Raw genomic sequence first — 26,404 nt, 5'->3', positions numbered from 1 at the left:
TGAAGTGTTTTAATAATAAGGAGAAATTAATAAGTTGAAACAGAAATTTAAAAAAGTTTGTTAATACTATTAATAGTTTTATTTGTTCCATTATCTTATCTTAAATTTTATACTGTATAATTATATTATAAGGAAAATTCAAGTGTTGAAATTATTAAAACAAAGAAGATAAACTTTATAAATAACTTTTATTGCTATGATAAAAAAGAAAATTTAAATTTATATAAAGATTCTAAAGATAATATTATATATGAAGATAAAAGATGAGGATTATTTGATACTACATATGCATATTTAATATTAATATGTTGGGGGGGATTACTTTCTATTTTAGTAATTATTTTTATAAAAATAGAGAGTAAATTAATCACATAACTTTACATAATTAATGCTTTTTTCAAATAATAAGTTAAAATTTAAATTGAATGAAAATAGAGAAATTTTCAGGAGTTTAATAATACTATAAAAAAATCAGTTGAAGTGGGAATCGATGAAAATGAATGGATGAAAGATCAATAAAATTATGGGTATTGTTTATTAATAGTGTTCTAAAATATTTGATAACAAAAAATCTCTTAAGAAGTTTATAAAGCGGTGGCAAAAAAATATATATTGAATATAAGTAGAAGAAAATGCTATATTTTAGGAGAGAATTATGATAAATATTTTAGTGTTAATAGCATTAATTTTAGGATTTATATTAATTAAATGTGGAAGAAAGAGTATGAAGAAATTAATTACTTACGTAGGCTTAATAATAGTAATTGTTTCGGCTATTTGTATAATGCAGGAATTTTTCAGTGACCTTATCTGTGGTGTTACTGGCGTATTAGAAGGAATTTAAGTATCATTTATAATAAATTAAAACAAATTATATGAGGTAGAACATGAACATAGACTTACGATTATTAGATATATCAGATAAAGAAGAATATTGGAAGGTAGGATTTAAAAATCCAGATGAAGAAATGTTTTATTATACTGGAACAAAAAATTATCCTACAAAAGAAGAAATAGATGCATTTATTGAGAAATCAATTAGTAGTGAAGAAAGAAGGCATTTCTTAATATGTGATAATGACATAATCATCGGAGAGGTTGTACTTATGGATATAGATGATGAATATAAATCATGTAGTTTTAGAATAGCTATATTTAATAAAAATAACTTTAATAAAGGGATTGGATTAAAAGCTACTAACAAAGCTTTAGAAATTGCATTCAAAAAATTGAATTTGCATAGAGTTGAATTAGAAGTTTTTGATTATAATCCTCGTGCAAGAGCTATGTATGAAAAAGCAGGGTTTAAGTTAGAAGGAACAAAAAGAGATTCTATTTATATAAATAATAAATTTTATCATGTACATATTATGAGCATATTAGAAGAAGAGTTTAGTGATATTTATAATTAAAATTTTTAAAGCCATAAATTAATATATTTATAGAGGTGTGTAAATTGAAAAAGATTGAGATAATTCTAATAAAATTAAGTAAATTTATTGACTTAATTAAAGCTAAACATATGGTTATCTTTAAGCAGAAAACTTATAAAGGTGAAAAATATAATATTAATTATGTTTTTGAGAGAAATAAAAGTTCTAAGGATTTATTAATAATATTCACAGCATGTACAAAAGTTGGTCAAAAGGCAAGATATAACTATGTTAAAACTGTAGAAAGTTTTAAGTGTAATAAACTTTTTATTTTAGATGATTTTGGATTTGACTTTAGAGGAGCATACTATTTAGGAAAAAATAAAGATTTTGCAATAGAAAAAGATGTGAATTCTTTAATAAATGAAATAACAAAAGAAGTGGAAGCAAAAAAAATGATTTTTATGGGATCTAGTAAAGGTGGATATTCAGCTTTATATTTCGGATTACCAAGAAAAGATAGTATAATTATTACGGGGGCACCACAGTATAGGTTAGGTAGTTATTTAAACTTACCAGGCCATAAGAAAATTCTCGAATATATAATGGGAGATACTAGCATAGAATCTATAGAAATTTTAGATAACTTAATGCGAAATGTTATAGAATCTAATAAGAAAAATAATAATTCTATATATCTTCACTATTCAAATAATGAAGAAACTTATGAATCAGATATAAAGCCTTTAATTGAGGAAATAAATAGACATAATTTTAATAGGTATTATGATTTACATGACTATAAAAATCATGCAGATTTAACAAGGTATTTTCCGAATTTTGTTAAAGATACACTTAAAAAATATTTATAGATAGTATGAATTATAGGTTGTATTAAGGAGGATATTAACTTGAATAATAAAAATATTATAAAGGAAATAAGGGGGCTAATTTTAACTATATTAGGAAGTGTAATAATAGTGTCATTAATAAATACAGAAGTGTTAGCGAGTGCTAAGGTCCAGCAAGAATCAATGGAGAACACATTATATAATGATGAAAAACTTATAGTTGATAAAATTAGCTACAATTTTACAACACCTAAAAGAGGGGATATTATAATATTTTTTGATAATGAAGAAAAGGGTAATGTATTTGAAGAAAGTTATAAATATTTAAAAGAAATAGCTTCAATATCATATAATACTGACACTAGAACTAGACTAGTTAAAAGAGTAATAGGTGTTTCTGGAGATGAAATAGATATAAAGGATGGTTATGTGTATTTAAATGGTGATATGCTAGATGAAACTTATGTTAAAGGTAGTACATACATTAGAAATAGAGACTTTCCAATTACGGTAGAAGAAAATACATTGTTTGTGCTTGGAGATAATAGAGAAAAAAGCAGAGATAGTAGGGAGTTTGGACTCATTAATATAAATCAAGTTGAAGGAAAAGCCATATTTAGGTTATCACCATTTAATAGATTTGGAGCTATAGAATAGAGTTAGGATATATATTAGATTTAAAAATATTTTTTAATTAAATAATTAATATCAGGAAGTGGATAGTATTATTATATTATTCACTTTTTAATTATTACAAATATATTATAATTTACCAAATATGTTTTAGTTATAAACACATTTAGTTATAATTAAGATGACTATAGTTCTTAAGAGAATATTAATAGTATTATTAAAATTTATAAATTAAAAAAATATTTAACAATAAAGTTAGGATTTATGATAATTTAATTTGAAATATATATTTAAAAACGGCATTAAAGGATGTGATATAAGTTGGATAAACAAATTATAATTGTTTTAGTATTAAACTTTATAATTTCATTAATTGGAACATTAGCGTATTCAGTTAGGTTAGTAGGGGTTAGAACAGGGAAAATAGCTGTTACATTTGCAGTTTTTAATGTATTAATGCTTGTTTCAAGAACTGCACTGACATTCCAAACTCCTTTATTAACAAAGTTTGTAGAAAGTGATCCAAGTAGTGGAGCTTTGCTTAATATATTTAATTTAATAATTATAATTTCAGGTATAGCATCTATAGTTGGAGCTTTTTTAATACCAACATTTCAGCAAATGTTTAGTAAGGCAGTAAATCATTTTTCAATAGAAAGGTCAATTCCTAAGCTTATTATACATAGTTTTTCAAAAAATGGTGTGAAATACATGAAGGAAAGTATAGCAATTCCTGTAAAAGAAAGTTTAACAAGTATAAATTATAGAAGACTTCCTAAAAAAATTTTATTTTATAATTTTATTTCTGTAGCCATTATTACAGCGGGAGCTTTTGCACCAATATATGCAGCAAGTATATCACCAGATCTTAGAATGACTTGTTTATCTTTATCACCAGTAATTAATGGAACAGCAACAATACTGACATCAATTTTTATTGATCCTCATTTATCAATTATGACTGATGATGTAGTTGATGGCAAATGTAGTGAAGAGGATTTTAGAGCTTGTGTAATAGCAATGGTAGGAAGTAAAGTGGTAGGTACTTTTGTGGCATTGCTACTATTTGTACCAGCATCATATTTAATTGCTTTTGTAGCTAATTTTATATAATAAATATATTAAAGGAAAAATGAAAATTATATTTAAAGAAATAAAGCAAAATAAGAAGAAAGAGAGGTGCTAATCTTTCTTGTTTTGCTTTATAATTGAATAATGTTTTTATTAAATTTGTTTTTCGAATATTAATTCAAAATGAGTAGCAGATTCATAAGCACCAGTTGGTGGAGTAAGAATTTGTACTAATCTCTATCCTTCCTTTGCATGATCAGTTACTATTTGATGATAGTCTTGCCTTGGTTTTGATTCTATAAAACCTTTTAATTCTAGTCTTATAAATTTATATTCATACATATAAATGAACCTCCATATATAGTTTTTAATTTACTCTAGTTATTTTATAACCGTTCTCTTCTAGCAACTTCAATATGCCATCCTCACCGATAAAATGAGCGGCTCCAACTGCAACTGTATGATTTTTACCATCTTTAATTAATTCATCGATTTTATTTGTCATACCAATGTTTCTATCTGTAAGCATTATTTTATAGTATTCCGGGTTATCATTTTTCATTTTATTATTTGCTTCTTCAATAAATTCAATATCTCCAGTTTTATAGGCATTAAAAAGATTTTTTGCTATATCAACTTCTTCATCAATATTAGAATTTGAATAGTCATTTAAATATTTTTTTAGATATTTCCAAGTAAAAGTTTTATTTATTGTTTCAAGTTGGTAATCAACTCCTTCAAGTTGGTAATCAACTCCTTCAAGTTGGTAATCAACTCCTTCAAGTTCATTAATTGTTATATTATCTCCATTAGCTTTACGTAATTTCACTCCGTTTATCATAATTAAATCTAATCCATTTCCAAGTATTCCAGCTTTAGCATAACAGAGATTAGTCAGTAAACTAATTAGCGAGAAAGAATTTAAATTATTTATTTCTTTTATATTGAATTTAGGACTTAATGTATTAATAATAGAAGATAATTTATTAATTTCATCTTCAGATAAATAATTTTCTATAGTTTTTCCATCTTTTAAATATCCAGAGGATTGAGTTTTCTCTATATTTTCCTTAAGTGATAAGTCGAGTTCTACAGATAAAACATCAGTTTCATCAATTATTCTTTTTATATCATCATTTAAAAAATTGATATTATTACTACCAAGATGTATAGTTCCAACTAAATTTACACTAGTACTGCCATTAGTTGCCTCCCATATATACCCTTTTGAGACTTCCTTTTCTATAGGTTTATTATTGCATGCAACTAATGTAGTAGTGAAAAAAGCAATAATAAATATAAATAGTAAACTCTTAAACTTAAAAATGAATTTCATTTATATATCTCCTTTAATAATATATTTTATATACGCTATATTTTACCATAAATGAAATAAATATGAAATAAATGTAAACATATAAAGTGTTGTTCATAAAACAAGATATTTGTGCAGATATTAAGGTTTGTTTATACGTTTACATCAGATATTATTAATTTACAACAAGGAAAGGTCAAAAGAAATTATTAAATATTAGGAGAAATTTTAAATGAAAAAAAGTTTTAGCTACTATTATTTGTGCATCAATAGATGATAATGATACGGAAAGCATTGGATTATATAATGTACATAAAATAGTCAAATTGGTATATGAAGAAGAATATGAAATAGGAATATCAAGTGAAGAAGATAAGGGTACCTCAGTTAAAATAATTTTATCGTATACTATAGTGGGAGGTAAAGTGTATAAGCTTATAATAGTTGAAGATGAAGAAATAATAAGAAAAAGTTTAGTTCATACAATTGATTGGCTATCTATAGGTTTTACAGTTATAGCAGAAATAGAAGATAGATAGGAAGGATTAGCGGTAATAAGTAAATTGTCCCTGATTTAGTAATAACTGATATTAGAATGCTATTTAGGAAAGGATTAGAAATGCTTAAACTTGATAAAAAACAAAAATATAGACTTTATATAAGGAATTTTAGAGGTGTTAAATGAGAAAGATAAGTTGAATCTTATTGAATACCAAGAGGAAGAAGTATTGGAATTAGAAATGTAATATTTAGAAACTTAGTATATAATATTAATAAATAAAGGGAGGGATATAAAATGAAAAATGCAGAATATTACATAAAAAATTTAGAAATGTTACCACATGTTGAAGGTGGATATTTCAAAGAATCATTTTTATCAGAAGAGAAGGTGAGAGAAAATAAAAACTTATGGAGTAGTATATATTTTCTTTTAAGAACAGGTGAGGTATCAAATTTTCACAGATTAAAATCTGATGAGTTATGGTATTACCACGATGGAGAAGCACTTACAATTTATATGATAAGTCCAGAGGGAGAACTTATAACAAAACAACTTGGGATAAATATAGAAAATGGGGAGGTTCCACAAGCTTTAGTTCCAAAAGGATATATATTTGGCTCAGCTATGAATAATGAGGGCTTTTCTTTAGTTGGATGTATGGTTGCTCCAGCATTTGAATATGAGGATTTTGAATTATTCGAAAGAGAGTATCTTTTAAACCTATATCCAGAACATAGGGATATAATAATAAAACTTACTAGAGAGAGAAATAATTAATTTGAATAATTTAACATATATAATAAAATAATAAATATTTTATTATTTTTTGTATAATATATGAATTAAATATAATTATATGGTATAATACTTTCCAGAGTTTACGAAATTTGGAGAAGTGAGGAATATGAGTAATAAAAAGCTCGTTTATTTTATCGTACCTATAATTATAGTATCAGGAATAGTAATAACCATAAATAGGTTTCTAGATAAATTTTATTTTTATAATAATGAAAAGTGTATATATAATGATAATTCAAAGATAGTGTCAATAAATGATAATTATTCCTATTTAGAAAAAAGAGGAATAAATGAAAATTCCAATACAGATATAACTTTCAAGTTTACAGGAATGGATACTATTTGGCAGGTTATCTCTAATAATGATACGGAAATCAATATAAAATATAGTTCTAATATTGAGTCTGGAAAGTTTAAAGTGGTTTTGATAGATCCATATAATAATGTTATAAATATTTTAGAGCATACTAAATTAGGGGAAGATACATATAATATAAAAAAGGGAACTAGTAGAATAAAAATAGTTGGAAGTATAACAACTGGAAATCTAAAAATGGAAATAACGATAAGAGAAGATGAAAATGGAGTAGATATAGTAGCTATAAATGGCTAGAAAAAATAATTTAAAGAAATAATTTAAAAGGCAAAATGTAGAGTAAACTAGCATTTTGCCTTTAATTTTATAATTTAAATAAATGCTTTATAAATTGAGTTAATTCCTTTTTCAAAATCGTCATTTTCTATTCCTATAAGGATATTTATTTCACTAGAGCCTTGATCAATCATTCTTATATTAATATTAGAATCACTTAAAGATGAAAAGATTTTAGTCGCAATACCTTTATTTGAAGACATTCCATTACCAACTGTTGCAATAAGAGCCATATTGGGATGGACTACAATTGAATCTGGATTGCATGCTCTTTTTATTTCATCAACTAAAATATCTATTTTATTATTAAGCTGTGAATCTGATATAACAACACAAACAGTATCTATACCAGAAGGCATGTTTTCAAAAGAAACACAATTTTGTTCTAATATTGATAGAACCTTTCTGCAAAATCCAAGTTCTGAATTCATCATTGCTTTTTCAATAGAAATTACGGTAAAATCCTTTTTGCCAGCAATTCCTTTTATAGGATTATTATAATCAGGCTCCATATCCTTAACAATAAGTGTTCCTGGATTGGATGGAAGATTAGTATTTTTTATATTAATAGGTATTCCAGCATTTCTTACAGGAAAAACAGAATCTTCATGTAATACAGATGCTCCCATGTAAGAAAGCTCCCTTAATTCTCTATAAGTAATTTTCTTGATTTGCATGGGATTTTCGACTATTTTGGGATCAGCCATCAAAAAACCAGATACATCTGTCCAATTTTCATATAAATCAGCATTCATGCTTGCTGCAACTAATGCTCCTGTAATATCAGAGCCACCTCTAGAAAATGTAACTATATTTCCAAGAGGATCACATCCATAAAATCCTGGAATTACGGCTTTTTCGTAATTAGAAAGTGTATTTTTTAATGCTTTATATGTAGCTTCATTATCTAAGCTTCCATATTTATTAAATATAATGACATCTTTAGCATCTATAAACTTAAAATCTAAATAATTTGCAAGAATAATACCATTTAGATATTCGCCCCTACTTGCAGCATATTCTTTAGATGCTCCATTTTCTATATCCTTTTTTATTTCATTTAAATAAATGTCTATATCCAATGAAAGGTCAAGCTCATAAACTATAGCTTTATATCTATTAGATATTAGATTAAATACATCATCTAGTGGAATACTAGATTCAATGTGTGCTTGACAAAGATATAAAAGGTCTGTAATTTTAAAATCTTTAGAGTTCCTCTTTCCTGGTGCAGAAGGTATAATAAATTTTCTTCTATTGTCAGATAAAAGAATATCCTTTACCTTTCTAAATTGATTACCATCAGCAAGAGAGCTTCCTCCAAATTTAGAAACTATAATACTCATATTTTGCCCCCTTATAAAAAGTATTTACTATATATTAACAGTAATTTAAAAAAATCTCAAATTAAAAATTATTAAATTATCAGAGTATGTTTATTTTTTTTAGGAATAATAAAAATATAAAATATAAGTAGGTGAAAATATGAAAAAGAAATTTATAATTATATATTGTATAGTACTTTTATTTAGCTTAATAGAATATAAGCCACAAGCTATGGTTATGGAAGAAGGTACATATATAAATAATGCTAAACGAGATTTATTAGTTTTAATGTTAGCTTATCCAGAAGAAATAAAGGATATAGATGTATCTGAAGATGGATATATATATTTAATACTAAATAACGATAAAAAGATTTTGTATGACGATAAAAAAGAAAAAAGTAAAGATATGAAAACAGCAAATGCAGATTTACAAGATACATTGGAGGATATATATCCATTAGAGAGTATAAGTATGGTTGTAGATGGAATGGATCCTGGTAGAGGAAGAGCTTATTCTTTTCTTAATAGTATTTATGGGAGCAACCAGAATCAAATAGAAAAGAATTTATCTTCTTTTTCAACATCTTGTGGTAATGTAATGTTTAATAAAAATGCTAAAGCAGGTGAATCTTTAAAGAAAGCTTTAAATGAAGCAAGAGAAGTAGCTAAAACAAATAATAAAATCAACAATTATATCTTCCCTATAAGTGGGGGTTATAATTATAGGGTTATACAAGATACTGGAAGACTTAGTCCGCATGCTTATGGAATAGCTATAGATTTAAGCAGAAATGATGCAGATTATTGGAAATGGGTTGATAAAACTAAAGGAAGCAAGAGAATTGAAGGTTATCCTAAAGAGTTAGTTAGAGTATTTGAAGATAATGGATTTGTCTGGGGTGGAAAATGGGAGCATTTTGATATTTTACATTTTGAGTACAGACCAGAAATAATATTGAAAAGTAAATATTTTGGTGATGTAGCAAAGATAAATAATGATAAATGGTATGAAGGTATACCTATAAATGATGAAACACAAAGTAAAATAAAATTGATTGATGAAAAATTATAAATTTAAAGCTATGCTATTTTAATTTTAATGTTTAATTTAGTATAGCTTTTAAGTTTTTATTTTTGTATAAAATGTTAACCATAGTATTAATGCTACCTAGGGGTGAATATTGAAAATTTATCGAGGATTAAAATATAAAAATATATGTTAATTAAAAAAATATCAACTATATCCATAAAACAAAGGTAATTTTGAGATAAGCGAAAATTTATAAGGATTGTTTAAAAAAACGAGTAGTTGTAAAAATGCAATGAAAAATGTTTTATTGTATAATTAGAAAATGAGTGCTAAAAGAAGGCAAAATATAAAAGTTTTAAAACTTTTAAAGGGGAGTAGATGGGTTAAATGAAAGTTATTAAAAGAGATGGAAGTATAGTTGATTTTGATAAGAATAAAATAAGGGCTGCAATTTCTAAAGCAATGAAAAATGGAAGCGGTATTTATTTAGCAGATATAGCAAAGCTTATAGCAAGTGATGCTGAAAAATATTTTTCAAAACAAGGGGATACTCCAACTATACATAAAATCGAATCTTATGTTTACGATAGACTTGTTCACTATGGGCAAATCGTAACAGCTAAATCCTATGAAGGATATAGAGCGGTACAAGAGTTTAAGAGAAACACAAATACAACAGACGAAAGTATACTAAGTCTTTTAAATAAAACTAATGAAGATGTTATAAAAGAAAATTCAAATAAGAATTCTGTTATAGCAGCAACACAAAGAGATTTAATTGCGGGAGAAGTTTCAAAAGATATATCTAGAAGAAGACTTATTCCAACCTATATAGTTCAAGCACACGATGAAGGGGTAATACATTGGCATGATATGGATTATACTCTTTCAAATATATTTAATTGTTGCTTAATTAATTTAGAAGATATGTTGAATAATGGAACAGTTATAAATGATAAACTTGTAGAAACGCCTAAATCCTTTAGTACAGCATGTACTGTTACTACTCAAATAATGGCTCAAGTTGCAAGTAATCAGTATGGTGGACAAAGCATAACAATAAAACATCTTGCTAAATTTTTACGAGTAACTGAAGAAAAAACTTATAAGATGTATTTAGAAAAATATAATAATGAAGAACTTGCAAGAGAATTAGCTAAAGATATGAAGTTTAAGGAGCTAAGAGATGGAGTTCAAACTATAAGATATCAATTATCAACATTGCAAACTACCAATGGTCAAGCTCCGTTTAGTACAATTTACCTAGAGATTGAGGAAGGTAATGAGTATGAAGAAGAAATGGCCTTAATTTGTGAAGAAATGATAAAACAAAGATTAGAAGGTATGAAAAATTATAAAGGACAAGAAATAGGAGAGGCTTTTCCAAAACTTGTTTATTTATTAGATGAACACAATTGTCTTGAAGGTGGGAAATATGATTATATAACTAAATTAGCTGCAAAATGTACGGCAAGAAGATTAGTTCCAGATTATCAATCAGCAAAGATGATGAGAATGAATTATGAAGGAAATACTTTCCCACCAATGGGATGTAGATCACATCTTGCACCATGGAAAGATGAAGAAGGTAACTATAAATGGTATGGAAGATTCAATCAAGGGGTAATTAGTTTAAACTTACCTCAAATAGGTATAATTGCTGATGGAGATATGGAGTTATTCTGGGATATGCTAAATCAAAGATTAGAACTTTGTAAGGAAGCTCTTTTAACAAGACATAATATGCTTATTGGAACACTTTCAGATGTTTCTCCTATACATTGGCAACATGGTGCAATAGCAAGGTTAGAAAAAGAAGAAAAAATAGATAAGTTATTAAAAGATGGGTACTCAACATTGTCATTAGGTTATGTAGGAATACATGAAATGGTTCAATCAATGCTTGGAATAAGTCATACAAGTGAAGAGGGAGAAAAGTTTGCTTTAGCTGTAATGAATCATATGAATGAAGCGTGTCAAAAGTGGAAAGAAGAAACAGGCTTAGGATTTAGTTTATATGGTACCCCAGCAGAAAATTTAATATATAGATTTTGTAAGCTAGATAGAAATAGATTTGGAGTTATTCCAAATGTAACAGATAAGTTATACTATACTAATTCTTATCATGTTCATGTTTGTGAAGAAATAGATGCATTTAGTAAATTAAAATTTGAATCTCAATTCCATAACATAAGCCTAGGGGGATGTATTTCTTATATAGAAGTTCCTGATATGAGCAAAAACTTAGATGCAATTGAGCAAATTATAAACTTTATATATCATAATATACAATATGCAGAAATAAATACTAAACCAGATATCTGTTATAAATGTGGCTATACTGGTGAAATTAAATTAGATGATAATTTAGAATGGTTTTGCCCATCCTGTGGAAATAAAGAAGAAGCGGAAATGCAAGTAATGAGAAGGACTTGTGGTTATATAGGAACTAATTATTGGAATAAAGGGAGAACTGCTGAAATTGGAGATAGAGTATTACATTTATAAGGAAGGTTTGCTAAATGAATTATTCTAAAATAAGAAAATTTGATGTTAGTAATGGACCAGGTATAAGAACTACATTATTTGTAAGTGGATGTACTAATAATTGTGAGGGTTGTTTTAATAAAGATTTACAAGATTTCAATTATGGTGATAAGTGGACAAAGGAAACAGAAGAAGAATTTATAGGATATGTTAAGAATCCAAATGTAAAGGGAGTTAATATTTTAGGTGGAGAACCTATGGAACAAATACAAGATAAAGATTTGTTTAATTTATTAAAAAGAATAAAAGAAGAAACTAAAAAAAGTATTTGGTTATGGTCTGGTTATTTATATGAGGATATAATAAAAAACGAAAATAGATTATCTATATTGTCTTTAGTAGATGTACTTATTGATGGAAGGTTTGAAATAGATAAAAGAAATATATCTTTAAAATATAGAGGATCAAGTAATCAACGGGTGATAGATGTGTTAAAAAGCCTTGAAAAAAATGAAGTAGTAGAAATACAATTCTAAATATTAAAGAAAAGGCGAGGTATCATAAATCTATTTAATATAAAATTTATTCAATTTCAAGTAAGCTTTATTTACTTAAAAAGTTAATCTTTTATTTTTATAAAAGGGCTCGCGTTTCGCGAGCCCTTTTAAACTATTGATTTTATTTACTTAGACGTTTTTAATCTTAAATAGAAATTTTTAGCTATTATTTTATATGTGCAAAAAAAAGGAAAGCTAGAATTGAAACTTCCATTTTTATTGACTAATATAAAAATTTATTTTAATACAGTCTCTTTTCTTATTTTCTATAAAGTATTTTGACAATTATTATAAAGTTTTGACAATGTTAAAGGAATATTTTGACTATAATGAGATTATAATGGATAATTAAATTGTATAAAATTCAATTATGAACGGGGTGCATATATGATTAAAAACTTAAAAGTTAGAGTGAAAATATTTATCTTAACAACTACGTTAACTTTAATGATGCTTGTTATAGGTGGAATAGGAATATTTCAACTTAATAAAGCTGATGAAAGAATGCAAAAAATGTATAATGAAAATTTTTCATCTGTATTAAGCTTGAATAATAGCATAAATGAAGAACGTAGTATTGAAACAAGTATTTATAAAATTATTTTAAACGTTGGCAATAAGAATTTTCAAGAAGAAGAAAAAGAGAAAGTAATTAAGAGTAAGGAAAACTTTGATAAAAATTTTAGCAATTATAAAAATATATATATCGATGATCATACAAGTAAAGCAATAATAGGAATTGAAACTAAATTAAAACCTTATAGAGATAAGCAAAATGAAATCATTGATTTAGCTATTTCAGGAAATGGGGATGAAGCTAAAAAACAACTTGAATTAGTTGAACTTGATTTTGGTGAAGGATTTAGATACGAATTAAACAAGCTTGCTAATTATAGCAATACTATAGCAGAAAGTATAAAAATCGAAAATGAGCAAGCTATAAAAAAATTAATTTCATTACTGCTTACAAGCATAATATTTGTATTAATTACTGGAATTATTGCGGCAGCAGTTATAACAAGGAATATAGTTAAACCTTTGAGGGTAGCTGTCAGTGAAATGGAGATAATTTCAAAGGGAGATTTCTCAAAAGAAATAGATAAAAAAGTTTTAAATAGAAAAGATGAACTTGGAATTATATTAAAGTATATAACTATAATTCAGAATTCACTTAGTATTTTATTAGAAAATGTTAAAATAGAATCAAAAAATACAGAGTATTCTATTATGAATATTAATTCAAATATATATGATTTAAATATTAGCTTAGAAAATATGGCAGCTACATCTGAAGAAGTAACGGCAATTATGGAAGAAACATCTGCATCAACTCAAGAAATAGGTCATTCAATTGAAGCTATAGAAATATCTGCTGAATCAATTGCAAATAAAGCAAAGGATGGGTCAAAGATTGCAGGAGAAATAAGTAATAGAGCATTAAATAATAAGAATTCTGTTAATTTGGGCCTTAAGAATACAAATGAAGTTTTGGAAAGTACTAAAATAACATTGAAAGATGCCATAGAACAAACTAAAGTAATTAATAAGATATATCAACTATCAGAAATAATTATAGAGATTACAGAACAAACTAATCTTCTAGCTTTAAATGCATCAATAGAAGCTGCAAGAGCAGGAGAGGCAGGAAGAGGATTTGCAGTAGTTGCCGAAGAAATAAGAAAGCTTGCGGAAGCTTCAAAAGAATCTGTTATTAAGATAAAGGAGACAGGAAATGATATATCTGCAGCAGTTAACAGTCTTATAGATAGTTCAAATAGTTTAATTAGTTTTATGGATAAGGATTTACAAAATGAATTTTCTAATATGATAAGAGTAACAGAAACATATAAAGATGATGGAATATTGATAGATAATATAGTAAATGAGTTTGATAAAATTTCTAATGACTTATTAATATCTATTAAGGAGATTTCAGACATTATGAACGGTGTATCTAAAGCAACAATAGAAGGTAGTAGTGGAATAGCTAATATTGCAAATAAAATTGTGGATGCAAGTAGTAAATCAGACAAAACCATAATTAACTCAAATAATGCTATGGAGAGCTCAAAAAAATTAATTGAATCTATCAATGTGTTTAAAATAAGAAAGTAAGTTAAATAAGCAAGGTATTATTAAATATATCTATATTTAATAATACCTTGCTTAAACACTAATTAGATTTAACATCATATTTGTAACTAAGCATTATTTCTTTTTTTGAATTAGATTCAATTGTAGTTTGGAAACATGGATTTCCATTTTTATCAGTTTCATATCTATCAGTAGCAAAAGTCATTTCCCAAGGTGCAGATATAGGCTCGCATATTTTTATATGAATGGTTTCATTTTTGGTATTAGTAACTATATATTGTACTTCTTTAAGAATATAATCTGCATATTTTTGATAAGCAATTATTTTTCTTTGTGATGTGACATCAAATGCTTTTCCTATTATATAGGAAACTTCCCTATCCTTGGGGATATCTTTTATTGAGCTTCCTCCTACAAATTCTAAATTACCATCAAAACGAGTAAAAGAATTTATATTGCCAGAAGGAAGTGGAATACCCAAATTGTTTTCAGTTGTATTTTGAAATTTAATTATTATATTAGCATTTATAGAATCATATCCAAAGTCATAAAGTTTACTATATACAATCCCATTTTTATAAAAGCTTTTTATTCTCTTTAGTGTATTGTTAAGAAAATTATATTTATCTGGTACTGTATAAATATAGTAATCAGCAATGCCGATATCAGCAATAGGAGTACTACTTTCTAATTTAGTAGCTTGAATTGGAGCATTAGAAATGTAAAGGTTTTTGTAAGCTAAATTCACATCTCCAGCAATAACTTTTAAAGTAGCATTATTATAATCTATACCTGATTTATTTATAAGATTGAACCAACAGTGAATTTCCAATGTTTTTTCATCTAGAATTATTGTATAGCTACTAGACCATCTAATGTTATCAGTCAAATAATATGTTTTTATTTCTTTTGAATCAATACTATTTCCCTTAATTAATATTGAATTAGGTATTAAATTTTCACATGTACTGCATGGAGATAGATTAGGATTTTTATCATTACAACAAAGATAGTTAAATACCATTATAAAGTCATCCATGCCTGTAATTATAACAGATGTTTCATCTATATAATTGCTTATATCAAAGTATTCAATAGAAATATAAGGATTAGAATCAGATTTATATCTTGGAAGATCTCTAGTTTCATTTATTAAAGCTATATTATTATATACTGTTAGCGAAAGACTTGTAGTTTGTGCACTTGTGGATTTTCCGTACATTAAAACCTCTTAGAATAATTGTTATAGTATTATGATATAAAAATTTATATAATAAGTGAATAGATATTTGATATTAAAGACAAAAAAGATATTATATAAGTTTATTTATTTTGATATTTTTTGTTGGATTAATTTAAATATTTATTTTTATATAGAAATAAAATAGCCGATAAGATTTAAAATCCTATCGGCGCTTTATTAACTAATTATTTAAGATTTCTTTAACATAATTTGGAATCATAAATGCTCCTTTATGTAGGTCTGTGTTATAATATTTTGTAGTTAAGCCTAATGAGTTCCAGTAATTAGCATCAAAATCCTTTAATGGATGCAATTCTTTAGAAGCAAAGCAGAACATCCAATGTCCAGAAGCATATGTAGGCATATGATATTGATATGCTTCACATATATTGAATATTCCCTTTAGTTTACTAAATGATCTTTTCATTTCTCTTGAATTATGAGGGTAATAAGGGCTTTCACATTGGTTTATGAGAATTCCTTTTTCAGTTAAAGCAGAGAAACAATCTTTATAAAATTCACTGGTAAATAAGCCTTCTCCAGGTCCTATTGGATCAGTAGAATCTACTATAATTAAATCATATAAGCTTTGCTTGCCTTTAACGAATTTAATTCCATCTTCAAAAAATAAGTTTACTCTTTCATCATCTAGCTTATTTGATGTAAAAGGCAAAAATTCTTTTGAGGCTTTAACAACAGACTCATCTATTTCAACCATATCTATATTTTTAATGGTTTTATATCTAGTTAATTCTCTAACAGTACCTCCATCACCAGCTCCTATTACTAAAACATTTTTAATATCTTTATTAGTAGCCATAGCTACATGAGTTATCATTTCATGATAAATAAACTCATCTTTTTCAGTAACCATTGTCCAGTTATCAATTACAAGTACTCTTCCAAATTCATAAGTATCCAATACATCAATTTTTTGAAATGGACTTTGCTCAGAATACAAGTGATTTTTAACCTTCATAGAAAAATTTACGTTTTGAGTTTGATTTTCAGTGTACCATAATTCCATATCCATATCTTAACCCTCCATTTTATGCTTTACTTGAATATTATCGTATGCTCCATTAGAAAAAGTTTTAACTTTATCAACTAAACCTCTTGCGACTTCAGTAGATTCACTTCTTTCGGCTTTTAATGCATCTTCAAGATACTTAAATGCAAGCCAAGGATTAACAGTATCACCACAAGTAAATAGATCTACTGATGCATAACCATATTCAGGCCATGTATGAATTGTAAGATGAGATTCCTGGATTATAACAGCACCGCTTACTCCCCAGGGATTAAATTTGTGGAAACAACTTGTAACTATAGTTGCATTAGATACAATAGCAGCTTCTTTCATATGATCTTCAATGATAGTATAATCTTTTAAAATATCCTTGTCACAGTTATAGTATTCCACCAAAATATGTCTTCCTAGTTGTTCAATTTTCATAAAAATCCCTCCATAAATTGTAAAATTTAGTTCCATCCAATAGATAAATATTTAATTAGCAAAAATGCTTCACTCATGAAACCTCCTAAAATCACATAAAAGTTTAGTAATAGTAAACTTGGAGTTAAACTATACTAACTATATCATTTTAGCAATAGGGAGAAATGTTGTCAATCAATATTTTTATATAAATAAAGTGTAAATTTACGTCAAAAATTGAGATGATTATGATATTATATAAGATTTTAATTACTTATTTATTCTTTAAGCTAAATAGAATTATCAGCATTTTCATATAGTTCATTTAAATCCTCTAAATTTTCTAAATTATCTGAGTTTGAATAATATTTATTTTCATTAAAAGAATTTTCAGATTTGCTAATTATAATAGTACATATGCAATCGCCCATTGTATTGACTGTACTTCTACACATATCTAATATTCGGTCAATACCAAGAATTAATCCTATACCTTCAATAGGTAATCCAACTGACTGAAGGACCATTGAAAGCATCACCATACCAACACCAGGTACCCCAGCGGTTCCAATTGATGCTAATGTTGCTGTTAATATAATAGTTAAAATATTTGTGATACTTAAATTCATATTATAAGCTTGAGAAATAAATATAGCAGCTACACCTTGCATTATAGCAGTGCCATCCATATTAATAGTTGATCCTAGAGGAATGGTAAAGGACGAAATTGAATTATCAACTCCCATTTCATCCATTGCTTCCAATGTAACAGGTAAAGCAGAGTTACTTGAAGCAGTTGAAAAAACTATAGAAGCTGGTTTGATAAATTTTTTTAAGAAGGGTTTTATACTTAGTTTAGTAAATACCTTAAATAGTCCTCCATATATGAAAAAGGAGTGTATAAGTAAAGATAGAAGTATAACTATCATATATTTAATAAGTGGGATCATTGCATTAAATCCAATAGTTGCAAAAGTATTTGTCATTAATGCAAAAACACCAAAGGGTGCAAAATTCATAATTAATTGAACTAATTTCATTATTACTTCATTTAATGAATCAAAAAAGTTTTTTACAAAAGAGGACTTTTTTCCAACCATACTTATAGATAAACCAAATAAAATTGAAAAGAAAATAACCTGAAGCATGTTGCCTTTAACAAATGATTCAAATGGATTAGTAGGAACTATTTCAATTATAATATCTATAAAAGATTTATTTTGTGAAATTACTGGTTCATTTACTAATAGATGAGACATATAAAGTCCAGTACCAGGTTTTATTAATATAGAAAGAAGAATTCCTATAGTTATTGCGATACATGTTGTAGTGATATAAAAGAAAAATGTTTTTCCACCAACTCTTCCAAGTTTTTTTATGCTTTCAATTGAAGCAGCACCACATGTCAATGAAACAAATACAAGAGGAACTACCATCATCTTTATTGATGATAAAAATACACTGGATAAAACCTTTACAAATCCATTTAAAATAATAGTGTCCCGAATGAATTCAGATTTTAAACTTTGTACTAAAATTCCAAATAGTGCACCTAATAACATTGAAATAAATATTTTTTTTGTTAAACTATAAGTTTTTTTCATAAAATACCTCCTAAAATTTCCCTTTTATATACCATAATAATATTATGATATATATAAATAAAATTGACAAGCTATTATAAAAAATAAGTTGTCAGAATTAATATTATTTAAGTTTGTACTAATATACAAAAAAAATAAAATCTATAGAAAAAAATGTAGTAATCATTTACAATTGGGGTAAGAAATGTTTCTATAATTATTTTTATATAAATAAAACTAATAACAAGCTTATTGGAAACGTTTCCGAAATAGATCTTTGATAATTTAATAAAAAGGAGGATTTTTATGAGGGGAAATAGTGTTTTAAAACACAAAGCTAAGCTAAGCATATTTACAGTTATACTATTTTGTCTAACATTAATACCTATTCCAAACAATGTAGTTAAAGCAGAAACTACTGGAAATCAAAAAGTTAAAGTTAGATTTTTAAAAGAAGATAATGATTATTCAGGGTGGAATATTTGGACTTGGTGGCCAAGTAATGATGGACATGTAGTTGAATTTACACATAAGGATGAAAAGGGTGTGTATGCTGTAATTGATGTACCTAAATCAGGTGAACTTGGAATGATTATAAAAAAGGGAGAGTGGGAAAATAAGGCTACAGGAGATGTTAAATATGATTTATCTAAAGGTGAAAAAGAAATTATAATAACATCGGGAGTTCTAGATAAAGGCAATCCGGAACCGAAAAGTATTGAATATGAAGAATTATACAAGAATTTTTCAAATATTAATATAAAAGTAAATTATAATAGACCTAATAAAGATTATGAAGGGTGGTCCTTATGGAATTGGATTACAGGTGGTCCAGAAGGTAAAGAAGGACTATTTAATAAAGAGAATGAATTTGGAGTAGAAACAACAATTTCTTATACAGGAATTACTAGTGATTCAAGGACAATAGGTACAAAGGGAAAATGTGGTAATTGGGAAAAAGAGGATAGTTTTGAAAGAATAATAGATTTAGCATATCTTGATTGTAATGGAAACTTAGAAGTTTATTATAAAAAAGATGATAGTAAAACATATTATGTAAAGCCTGTTACAAATGTTGAACCTCCAAAGGAAGAGTCTCCAGAGACTGGAGAAATAATAGCTGATGAATTAGTTAATCAGCCAGGAGGAAAAAATAAGTGGTTTATAGCAGGATCATTTCAAAATTGGAATAATAGTAACCCTGAAACTCAATTAAAACATTTAGTAGATGGATTTTTTGAATATTCAACAGTTTTAGAAGCAGGTAAGCATGAATTTAAAATTGTTAAGAATGGAACTTGGGATGGATTTAGCAATGATGGAGATAACTTTATTTTGAATTTAACTGAAAAGACTAAAGTTAATTTTTATGTTAATGAAGAATTAAATCAAGTTAAGATAAATGTACCTGGAGTTAATGGAATACCTCAATATATTTCAGAATTAAGTAATGACAAGTGGCCAAGATTAGTTGGAGATATTCAAGAAATATTTGGTGAAGGAAAATGGTCTCCAGAGAACGCTAAGCAAATGTTTGTAGATTATAATTTTGATGGAAGTGTATATAAGCTACAAAGAAATCTGCCAGCAGGAAAATTTGAAACAAAAGTAGCTTTTGGGGCAAATTGGGATGAGAGTTATGGAGCAGATGAAGGTGGAAGTAATTTAATAGTAAATACTCTAGACCCAGCAGATGTTATATTTACCATAAATTATAAAGGTGATAAAAAGTTAACTCATAATTATAAGGTAGCAGAAGGAAATTTTGATGGGCTCATAAACAAATCAGCAATAACATTTGATTCAAGAAGTATCACTTACAAAAAGCCATTTGGAGCAATAAAAGAGGAAAGTGAAGATTTAACTCTAAGAATTGGAGTAGCAAAAGATGATGTTCAAGTTGCAAAGGTTGAACTTATAGATGGTAACGGAGTAGCAAAAAGCTATGATATGAGAAAAGCAACTACAATTAATGAAACAGATTACTATGAAGTAATAGTACCCAAAACAGATTTTAAGGGTATTGGAATTTGGGGTTATAAATTTATATTAGTCGATGGAAAAGCAAAGCTAGAATATGGTGATGATGGTTTGAGTGGAGGAAATGGTACAACAGCAGAAGAAGGTGCATTGCCATATAATCTAACAGTATATGATAAAGATTATAAAACTCCAGATTGGATGAAGGAATCAGTTGTATATCAAATATTCCCTGATAGATTTTTTGATGGAAATGAAGAAAATAATAGAGCTAAACTATTAGATGGATATAGAGGTTATATTGATGCTGATGGGAATCTTAAGTCATATGATATTCAATATTATGATGGAGGAGTAAAAAATGATCCAGCATCATCAAAGGTATGGGGTGAGTGGAGTGATTATCCTGAAAATCCAAGACATGCAACTCCTGAAAATAAACCATATTATCCTAATTCAAAAACAGATAATATATGGACTAATGAATTTTATGGAGGAGATATTCAAGGAATAGAAGAAAAACTTCAGTATTTAAAATCAATAGGAATATCAGCTATATATTTAAATCCAGTGGCTTGGGCTGCATCTAATCATAAATATGATGCAACTGATTATAAATCATTAGATCCAATGTTTGGACAACCTGTTTATAATAAAGAAGGTGATCCTACTTCAGGATTAAATTATGAAGCAACTAGAGCATCTTCAGATAGAGTATATCAAGCTTTTGCAAAAGCTGCTGAAGAGAATGGAATTAAGTTAATAGCAGATGGCGTATTTAACCATGTTGGCGATGATTCTATATATTTTGATAGATATGAGAAGTATCCAGAAATTGGGGCTTATGAATATTGGAGAAAGGTATGGGATAAAGTTAATACAGGAAAATCTCAGGAGAAAGCAGAAAAAGAGGTTATTAAGGAATTTGAAAATACAAAAAACCCTTTAACTGGTAAAAATTATTCTTATCCAGAAGACTTTAAGTTTACAACTTGGTTTAAAGTAGAAAATGAATGGGTTATAAGAGATAAGGATGGAAATGCTTTAGATGCAAAAGATCAGCATTATAAATATGAAGGCTGGTGGGGATATGAGTCATTACCAGTAATGGAGGCAAAAGCGCCTCAAGAAGGTGATAAGTTAGCAATTTATGGAAATCATGAATGGAATAATGTTGATTATAGAGAAAATGTTATTGGATACGATTTAACAGGTATGAGTGATAGAGAAGCAGAAAAAAATATGGAATATGCAGCATCTCAAAGATGGATGTGGATGGGTGCAAGAGGTTGGAGATTAGACGTTGCACCAGATGTATCAACAAGTACATGGCAAAAATTTAGAGAAGCTGTAAAATCAACTGCTGGAAGACTAGATGTTAATGGGAATGTAATAGATGATCCAGTTATATTAGGAGAAGAATGGGGAGTTGCAACTCATTATTTACTAGGAGATCAATTTGACTCAGTTATGAATTATCAATTTAGAGCTGCTCTTCAAAATTATATAATAAGTGGTAATGCAGTGAATTTTAACAATGCATTAGAAGTAATAAGAGAAAACTATCCTAAAGAAGCATGGCAAGCAATGTTAAATTTAGTAGATTCTCATGATACTATACGTAATATAACTAAGATAGATAATCCTACATGGGAAGAAGAAAACACTAAGATTGCTCCGGAAGCATCAGACAATGCATTAAAACTACAAGCACTAACAGCTATATTCCAAATGGGATATGCAGGAGCACCTACAATTTACTATGGTGATGAGGTTGGTGTAACTGGAACAAAGGATCCGGATTCAAGAAGATCATTCCCATGGGAAAGAGTTTCAGAATCTAATGGAGAGTATTCTGCTGTAGATAGATATTCAGAATTATTTAATGTATATAAAAATGCTGCAAGAGTCAGAAATGAAAATCTTGATTTGTTTGCAACTGGTGAACTTCAAACTGCTTATGCAAATGATAATGTTATTGCTTATGCAAGAAAGAATTCTGAAAAGGGAGCATTATTAGTTTTAAATCAATCAAATACAGAGAAAACTATTGAAGCAGATGTAACGGGATTCTTACCAGAAGGTTTAATTTTAAGGGATGAGTTATATGGAAATATATCTTCAACTGTAAAAGATGGAAAAGTAAAAATAACAATTCCAGCTCAAACAGGGTTAATGATGGTATCTAACAATAAAATAGTAACAGTTGATAAAGTGCAAGGACTTAAGGCAAAAGCCGAACAAGGAAAGGTTATTCTTACTTGGAATGAAGTTTCTGGTGCTACAAAATATAATATCTATAGAACTAATCTTGAAGGTCAAAAATCTGAAAAGGTTGGAGAAGGAACTAATACAAGTTTTATTGATGAAAATGTTGTAGATGGAACAAGATATTATTATTATGTTACAGCTATTAAAGAAGGTGGCGAAAGTGAATTTAGTGATTCTGTAACTGCATTACCATCATTTAATATTAAATCCATTAGTAAACCTAACTCTGTAAATGATTTAACTATTGGAGTAGGTAATAAAACTGATGAAATAGTTGTAAATATAAATATTCCAGGATTAACTGACAATGATGAATATAGGGGCAAAGAAGTTCCAAACTTTGAAGCTAAACTTATGTATTATAAGGATGGAACATCAAGAGATAATGCAAATAGTACAAAGTTAAGATATAAATCTGATTTAGATGATGGATCAAAAGCTTATTATGCAACATTTGAAGCAACAGAAGCTGGAATATATAAATATTATGCTAAAGCAACAACTAATGCTGGTGATAACTATACAGAATCAGATGAAGCATCAATGACTGCAATAATGAGTAGTGAAGATAATACTGCACCATCATCACCTATACTTAGTGATATACTTGTAGAATCTAATAGGGCAAAACTTAATTGGGAATCAGACGGAGTTGATGTTGAAGGATTTGAGATATATCGTAAAGAAGGTAATGGTGAATTTTTAAAAGTTTCTGTAGAAGATAAAGCTTCTAAAGAATTTGTAGACTTTACAGTAAGTAATGATAAAAACTATACTTATAAGATTGCTGCATATGATAAGTATTATAATAGATCATATTCAGAAGAAAAATCTGTTACTCCAAAATTAGTTATGGTTGATGTAACATTAAGACTTCATATTCCAAACTATACACCTGCAACAGATGATATTTATATTGCGGGAGATTTAAATGGGTGGAATGCATCAGGTGGAAGACTTACAGTACCAAGTGGAGCAACATCTAGAGATGTAGTAGAATATAAATTTAAAATGATGGCAGGAAAGAGCATTCAATATAAGTATACAAGAGGTTCATGGGGTACAGAAGCATTTACAAGTCATAATCGTGTTCAAAATGACACTGAGGATTATGGAAATTGGGCATATAGTTCAACTGATACTAATATGAAGTTAACAGTTAAGAATCAAGGTGGAAATTCAATGATTGTAGATGATTATGTACTTCGTTGGGTAGATATGCCTATGATGGCTTCTATGCCAAGAATATCTTATGGAGATAGTATAGAATATGAAACTGATAAAAAGGAATTTACATTAAAAGCTACAGTGCCATATGGAGTAGAGTTTACAATAAATGATGAAGATATTAATAAATTATACACTGGTGCTATGGACGAATATGGCAATGTATATGTAGAAAAAATAGGGTTAAAACCAGGAATGAATGAATTTAAGCTTCATATTGAGCCTACACAAGAAACTATTGATTTACCTTGGTATACCGATGACGGTAGAGCTGGACAAGCGACTAAGACAATAATAATGAAAATTAATTGTACAGCAGAGCCAGAAGAGGAAAAGCCAGAGGATGTGAAGGTAACAGGAATAAGTTTAGATAAGACATCAGAAGAATTAAATATAAATGAAATCTTAGAATTAAAGGCAAGCATTTCACCATCAGATGCAACAAATAAAGAAGTTACTTGGACTTCAAGTGACGATAAGGTTGCAAAGGTTGATGAAAATGGAAAAGTAACAGCAATAGCATCAGGAAAGGCAACAATAACAGTAATAACAAAAGATGGAAACTTTAAGGCTACATGTGAAGTTACAGTGAAAAATGAAAAGGTACAAGTAGTGAAAGTAACAGGAGTAAGCTTAGATAAGGTAACAGCAGAATTAAAGATAAATGAAAGTTTAGGGTTAAAAGCTAGCCTTTCACCAACAAATGCAACAAATAAGGAAGTTGCTTGGACAACAAGTAATGAAAAGATTGCAAAGGTAGATGAAAATGGAAAAGTAACAGCAGTAGCAGCGGGAAAAGCAATAATAACTGTTACAACAAAGGATGGAAACTTTAAAGCTACATGTGAAGTTAGTGTAAAAACTGACAAAGAAGATAATGAAACAATTAATCCTATAGAAAATATAGTAGATAAAGTAGAAAATCCTAATGGAAAGAATAAAGTAGTTATAAAAAATCCATCAAATGAAATTAGACTTGAAATAAAAGATATAGAAGCTATAAAGATTGGAAATGGATTTTTTGAAATTAAAAATGGAGAAAATACAATAATATTACCATTTAGTTTAATTGATAAAAATCTATTAAAAGAAGGGTCAAGTATAATTTTTGAAATGAAGATTAATGAGGATGCAACTATTACAGCTGGAATTAAAGGAGTTAAGAAAGTATTTGAATTTAATCTATATGTTAAGACTGGAGATGAACTAGTTACAATTCATAACTTTAAAGATGGAGTTGCAACTGTAACTTTAAAATTAACAGATGAAAATTTAAAAGGATTAAATAAAGAAAACTTAGCTGTATTTTACTATAATGAAGAAACTAAGACTTTTGAACAATTAGAAACAACTATAAATGGAAATGAAGTAACATTCAAAACACAACATTTTAGTAAGTTTATAATTGCAGAAAAAGCTAGTAATGAAAGTGGAGTAACATTACCAGCTACTGGTGGAAATAATCCTATAAGTGGAATAATATTCGGATTTCTATTAGTACTAGCAGGAACATTTTTTGTATTTAATAAAAAGAATAAATTAACAATAAAATAATCAACTTGAAAAGGGTTATATTTAATAATAAAAATATAATCCTTTTTTAAATTTCTTTAATATATTTAACTGAAGATTTACTTAACATAATAAATCTAAATTGATTAACATAATGTAGAAAAGTTTAATATAGGTTGCTATATAATAAATAAATAATAAAAATAGTATAATATTTTAAGAATATTAATTAAAATACTAAATATTATGTCGATATATGAATAAAAATAATTATTATATATAATCATATTCGACTTGAAGAACAGAAACTAAATGATAAAATTAAATTAGTAAAAGATGGAGGGAGGAGTTTTTTGGGGGAGGTACAAAGAAATTCTATTTAAAATTTGCATTATAAGTTTGACATAATTAATCAGAGATATAAGTAGAAATACTTATATCAAGAGCTTATTAAAATATTTT

At 27.3% G+C, this 26,404-nt stretch carries 19 protein-coding genes; 12 read left to right on the top strand and 7 right to left on the bottom strand.

What is annotated here, in order from left to right; translation table 11 throughout:
* The first annotated feature begins 655 nt into the window (after nucleotides 1–655).
* From J2Z25_RS16725 to J2Z25_RS16705, 5 genes are all read left to right on the top strand, one after another.
* Nucleotides 656–844, top strand: a complete 189-nt coding sequence (locus tag J2Z25_RS16725; protein WP_008679719.1) for a hypothetical protein — start codon at nucleotides 656–658, stop codon at nucleotides 842–844.
* A 43-nt stretch (nucleotides 845–887) separates the two neighbouring features.
* Nucleotides 888–1,412: a GNAT family N-acetyltransferase gene (locus J2Z25_RS16720; protein ID WP_209741374.1), complete on the top strand. Its 525-nt coding sequence runs from the start codon at nucleotides 888–890 to the stop codon at nucleotides 1,410–1,412.
* A 44-nt stretch (nucleotides 1,413–1,456) separates the two neighbouring features.
* A complete protein-coding gene (locus J2Z25_RS16715; protein WP_209741373.1) occupies nucleotides 1,457–2,245 on the top strand; it encodes a hypothetical protein in 789 nt (262 codons plus the stop codon).
* A gap of 39 nt (nucleotides 2,246–2,284) precedes the next feature.
* Nucleotides 2,285–2,881, top strand: a complete 597-nt coding sequence (gene lepB, locus J2Z25_RS16710; protein ID WP_097033808.1) for a signal peptidase I — start codon at nucleotides 2,285–2,287, stop codon at nucleotides 2,879–2,881.
* Between the two features lie 297 nt (nucleotides 2,882–3,178).
* Nucleotides 3,179–3,970 carry a lipid II flippase Amj family protein gene (locus J2Z25_RS16705; protein WP_111931504.1) on the top strand — a complete coding sequence of 264 codons (792 nt, stop codon included), beginning with the start codon at nucleotides 3,179–3,181 and terminating at the stop codon, nucleotides 3,968–3,970.
* A gap of 195 nt (nucleotides 3,971–4,165) precedes the next feature.
* Here the strand turns inward: J2Z25_RS16705 and J2Z25_RS16700 are convergent, their stop codons facing one another.
* Both J2Z25_RS16700 and J2Z25_RS16695 read right to left on the bottom strand, forming a co-directional pair.
* On the bottom strand, nucleotides 4,166–4,270 hold the full coding sequence (locus tag J2Z25_RS16700) for a DUF4177 domain-containing protein (RefSeq protein ID WP_209741372.1): 105 nt from the start codon (nucleotides 4,268–4,270) through the stop codon (nucleotides 4,166–4,168).
* 25 nt (nucleotides 4,271–4,295) lie between these two features.
* On the bottom strand, nucleotides 4,296–5,264 hold the full coding sequence (locus tag J2Z25_RS16695) for a TraB/GumN family protein (RefSeq protein WP_209741371.1): 969 nt from the start codon (nucleotides 5,262–5,264) through the stop codon (nucleotides 4,296–4,298).
* Between the two features lie 775 nt (nucleotides 5,265–6,039).
* On the opposite strand from J2Z25_RS16695, the gene J2Z25_RS16690 reads away from it, so the two are divergent.
* Nucleotides 6,040–6,522, top strand: a complete 483-nt coding sequence (locus J2Z25_RS16690; RefSeq protein ID WP_209741370.1) for a cupin domain-containing protein — start codon at nucleotides 6,040–6,042, stop codon at nucleotides 6,520–6,522.
* Nucleotides 6,523–6,649: 127 nt separating this feature from the next.
* Nucleotides 6,650–7,156, top strand: a complete 507-nt coding sequence (locus J2Z25_RS16685) for a hypothetical protein (RefSeq protein WP_209741369.1) — start codon at nucleotides 6,650–6,652, stop codon at nucleotides 7,154–7,156.
* Between the two features lie 74 nt (nucleotides 7,157–7,230).
* On the opposite strand, the gene J2Z25_RS16680 is transcribed toward J2Z25_RS16685, so the two are convergent.
* On the bottom strand, nucleotides 7,231–8,541 hold the full coding sequence (locus J2Z25_RS16680) for an aspartate kinase (protein ID WP_209741368.1): 1,311 nt from the start codon (nucleotides 8,539–8,541) through the stop codon (nucleotides 7,231–7,233).
* Nucleotides 8,542–8,680: 139 nt separating this feature from the next.
* On the opposite strand from J2Z25_RS16680, the gene J2Z25_RS16675 reads away from it, so the two are divergent.
* From J2Z25_RS16675 to J2Z25_RS16660, 4 genes are all read left to right on the top strand, one after another.
* Complete coding sequence (locus tag J2Z25_RS16675) at nucleotides 8,681–9,595, top strand: M15 family metallopeptidase (protein ID WP_209741367.1); 915 nt, start codon at nucleotides 8,681–8,683, stop codon at nucleotides 9,593–9,595.
* A 345-nt stretch (nucleotides 9,596–9,940) separates the two neighbouring features.
* Nucleotides 9,941–12,061: an anaerobic ribonucleoside-triphosphate reductase gene (gene nrdD / locus J2Z25_RS16670; protein ID WP_209741366.1), complete on the top strand. Its 2,121-nt coding sequence runs from the start codon at nucleotides 9,941–9,943 to the stop codon at nucleotides 12,059–12,061.
* A gap of 14 nt (nucleotides 12,062–12,075) precedes the next feature.
* Nucleotides 12,076–12,576, top strand: a complete 501-nt coding sequence (gene nrdG / locus J2Z25_RS16665) for an anaerobic ribonucleoside-triphosphate reductase activating protein (protein WP_209741365.1) — start codon at nucleotides 12,076–12,078, stop codon at nucleotides 12,574–12,576.
* A gap of 408 nt (nucleotides 12,577–12,984) precedes the next feature.
* Entirely contained in the window at nucleotides 12,985–14,712 is a 1,728-nt protein-coding gene (locus tag J2Z25_RS16660) for a methyl-accepting chemotaxis protein (RefSeq protein ID WP_209741364.1), read from the top strand.
* 58 nt (nucleotides 14,713–14,770) lie between these two features.
* Here the strand turns inward: J2Z25_RS16660 and J2Z25_RS16655 are convergent, their stop codons facing one another.
* From J2Z25_RS16655 to J2Z25_RS16640, 4 genes are all read right to left on the bottom strand, one after another.
* Nucleotides 14,771–15,913, bottom strand: coding sequence for a DUF4139 domain-containing protein (locus tag J2Z25_RS16655; RefSeq protein WP_209741363.1), 1,143 nt, complete (start codon nucleotides 15,911–15,913; stop codon nucleotides 14,771–14,773).
* Nucleotides 15,914–16,115: 202 nt separating this feature from the next.
* Complete coding sequence (gene speE / locus J2Z25_RS16650) at nucleotides 16,116–16,961, bottom strand: polyamine aminopropyltransferase (protein WP_035285892.1); 846 nt, start codon at nucleotides 16,959–16,961, stop codon at nucleotides 16,116–16,118.
* A 9-nt stretch (nucleotides 16,962–16,970) separates the two neighbouring features.
* Complete coding sequence (gene speD / locus J2Z25_RS16645) at nucleotides 16,971–17,390, bottom strand: adenosylmethionine decarboxylase (RefSeq protein WP_209741362.1); 420 nt, start codon at nucleotides 17,388–17,390, stop codon at nucleotides 16,971–16,973.
* Nucleotides 17,391–17,659: 269 nt separating this feature from the next.
* Nucleotides 17,660–18,973 (bottom strand): dicarboxylate/amino acid:cation symporter, encoded by a 1,314-nt coding sequence (locus J2Z25_RS16640; protein ID WP_209741361.1) that lies wholly within the window; start codon nucleotides 18,971–18,973, stop codon nucleotides 17,660–17,662.
* 285 nt (nucleotides 18,974–19,258) lie between these two features.
* Between J2Z25_RS16640 and J2Z25_RS16635 the strand changes: the two genes are divergently transcribed.
* The gene (locus tag J2Z25_RS16635) at nucleotides 19,259–25,984 is read left to right on the top strand and encodes an Ig-like domain-containing protein (protein ID WP_209741360.1); all 6,726 of its coding nucleotides are present in this window, start codon (nucleotides 19,259–19,261) and stop codon (nucleotides 25,982–25,984) included.
* Nucleotides 25,985–26,404 lie beyond the last annotated feature (420 nt).

Origin of the sequence: Clostridium tertium (assembly GCF_017873245.1) — a bacterium.
Lineage (GTDB): Bacteria > Bacillota > Clostridia > Clostridiales > Clostridiaceae > Clostridium > Clostridium tertium.
The sequence above is the reverse complement of the archived record's forward strand: the minus strand, read 5'-3'. Positions and strand labels throughout refer to the sequence as shown.

What these genes read in the sequence shown, in the direction of transcription:
- J2Z25_RS16725 (WP_008679719.1), top strand. Translation starts at nt 656, where the DNA reads ATGATAAATATTTTAGTGTTAATAGCATTAATTTTAGGATTTATATTA.
- J2Z25_RS16720 (WP_209741374.1), top strand. Translation starts at nt 888, where the DNA reads ATGAACATAGACTTACGATTATTAGATATATCAGATAAAGAAGAATAT.
- J2Z25_RS16700 (WP_209741372.1), bottom strand. Translation starts at nt 4,270, where the DNA reads ATGTATGAATATAAATTTATAAGACTAGAATTAAAAGGTTTTATAGAA.
- J2Z25_RS16695 (WP_209741371.1), bottom strand. Translation starts at nt 5,264, where the DNA reads ATGAAATTCATTTTTAAGTTTAAGAGTTTACTATTTATATTTATTATT.
- J2Z25_RS16690 (WP_209741370.1), top strand. Translation starts at nt 6,040, where the DNA reads ATGAAAAATGCAGAATATTACATAAAAAATTTAGAAATGTTACCACAT.
- J2Z25_RS16685 (WP_209741369.1), top strand. Translation starts at nt 6,650, where the DNA reads ATGAGTAATAAAAAGCTCGTTTATTTTATCGTACCTATAATTATAGTA.
- J2Z25_RS16680 (WP_209741368.1), bottom strand. Translation starts at nt 8,541, where the DNA reads ATGAGTATTATAGTTTCTAAATTTGGAGGAAGCTCTCTTGCTGATGGT.
- J2Z25_RS16675 (WP_209741367.1), top strand. Translation starts at nt 8,681, where the DNA reads ATGAAAAAGAAATTTATAATTATATATTGTATAGTACTTTTATTTAGC.
- nrdD (WP_209741366.1), top strand. Translation starts at nt 9,941, where the DNA reads ATGAAAGTTATTAAAAGAGATGGAAGTATAGTTGATTTTGATAAGAAT.
- nrdG (WP_209741365.1), top strand. Translation starts at nt 12,076, where the DNA reads ATGAATTATTCTAAAATAAGAAAATTTGATGTTAGTAATGGACCAGGT.
- J2Z25_RS16660 (WP_209741364.1), top strand. Translation starts at nt 12,985, where the DNA reads ATGATTAAAAACTTAAAAGTTAGAGTGAAAATATTTATCTTAACAACT.
- J2Z25_RS16655 (WP_209741363.1), bottom strand. Translation starts at nt 15,913, where the DNA reads ATGTACGGAAAATCCACAAGTGCACAAACTACAAGTCTTTCGCTAACA.
- speE (WP_035285892.1), bottom strand. Translation starts at nt 16,961, where the DNA reads ATGGAATTATGGTACACTGAAAATCAAACTCAAAACGTAAATTTTTCT.
- speD (WP_209741362.1), bottom strand. Translation starts at nt 17,390, where the DNA reads ATGAAAATTGAACAACTAGGAAGACATATTTTGGTGGAATACTATAAC.
- J2Z25_RS16640 (WP_209741361.1), bottom strand. Translation starts at nt 18,973, where the DNA reads ATGAAAAAAACTTATAGTTTAACAAAAAAAATATTTATTTCAATGTTA.
- J2Z25_RS16635 (WP_209741360.1), top strand. Translation starts at nt 19,259, where the DNA reads ATGAGGGGAAATAGTGTTTTAAAACACAAAGCTAAGCTAAGCATATTT.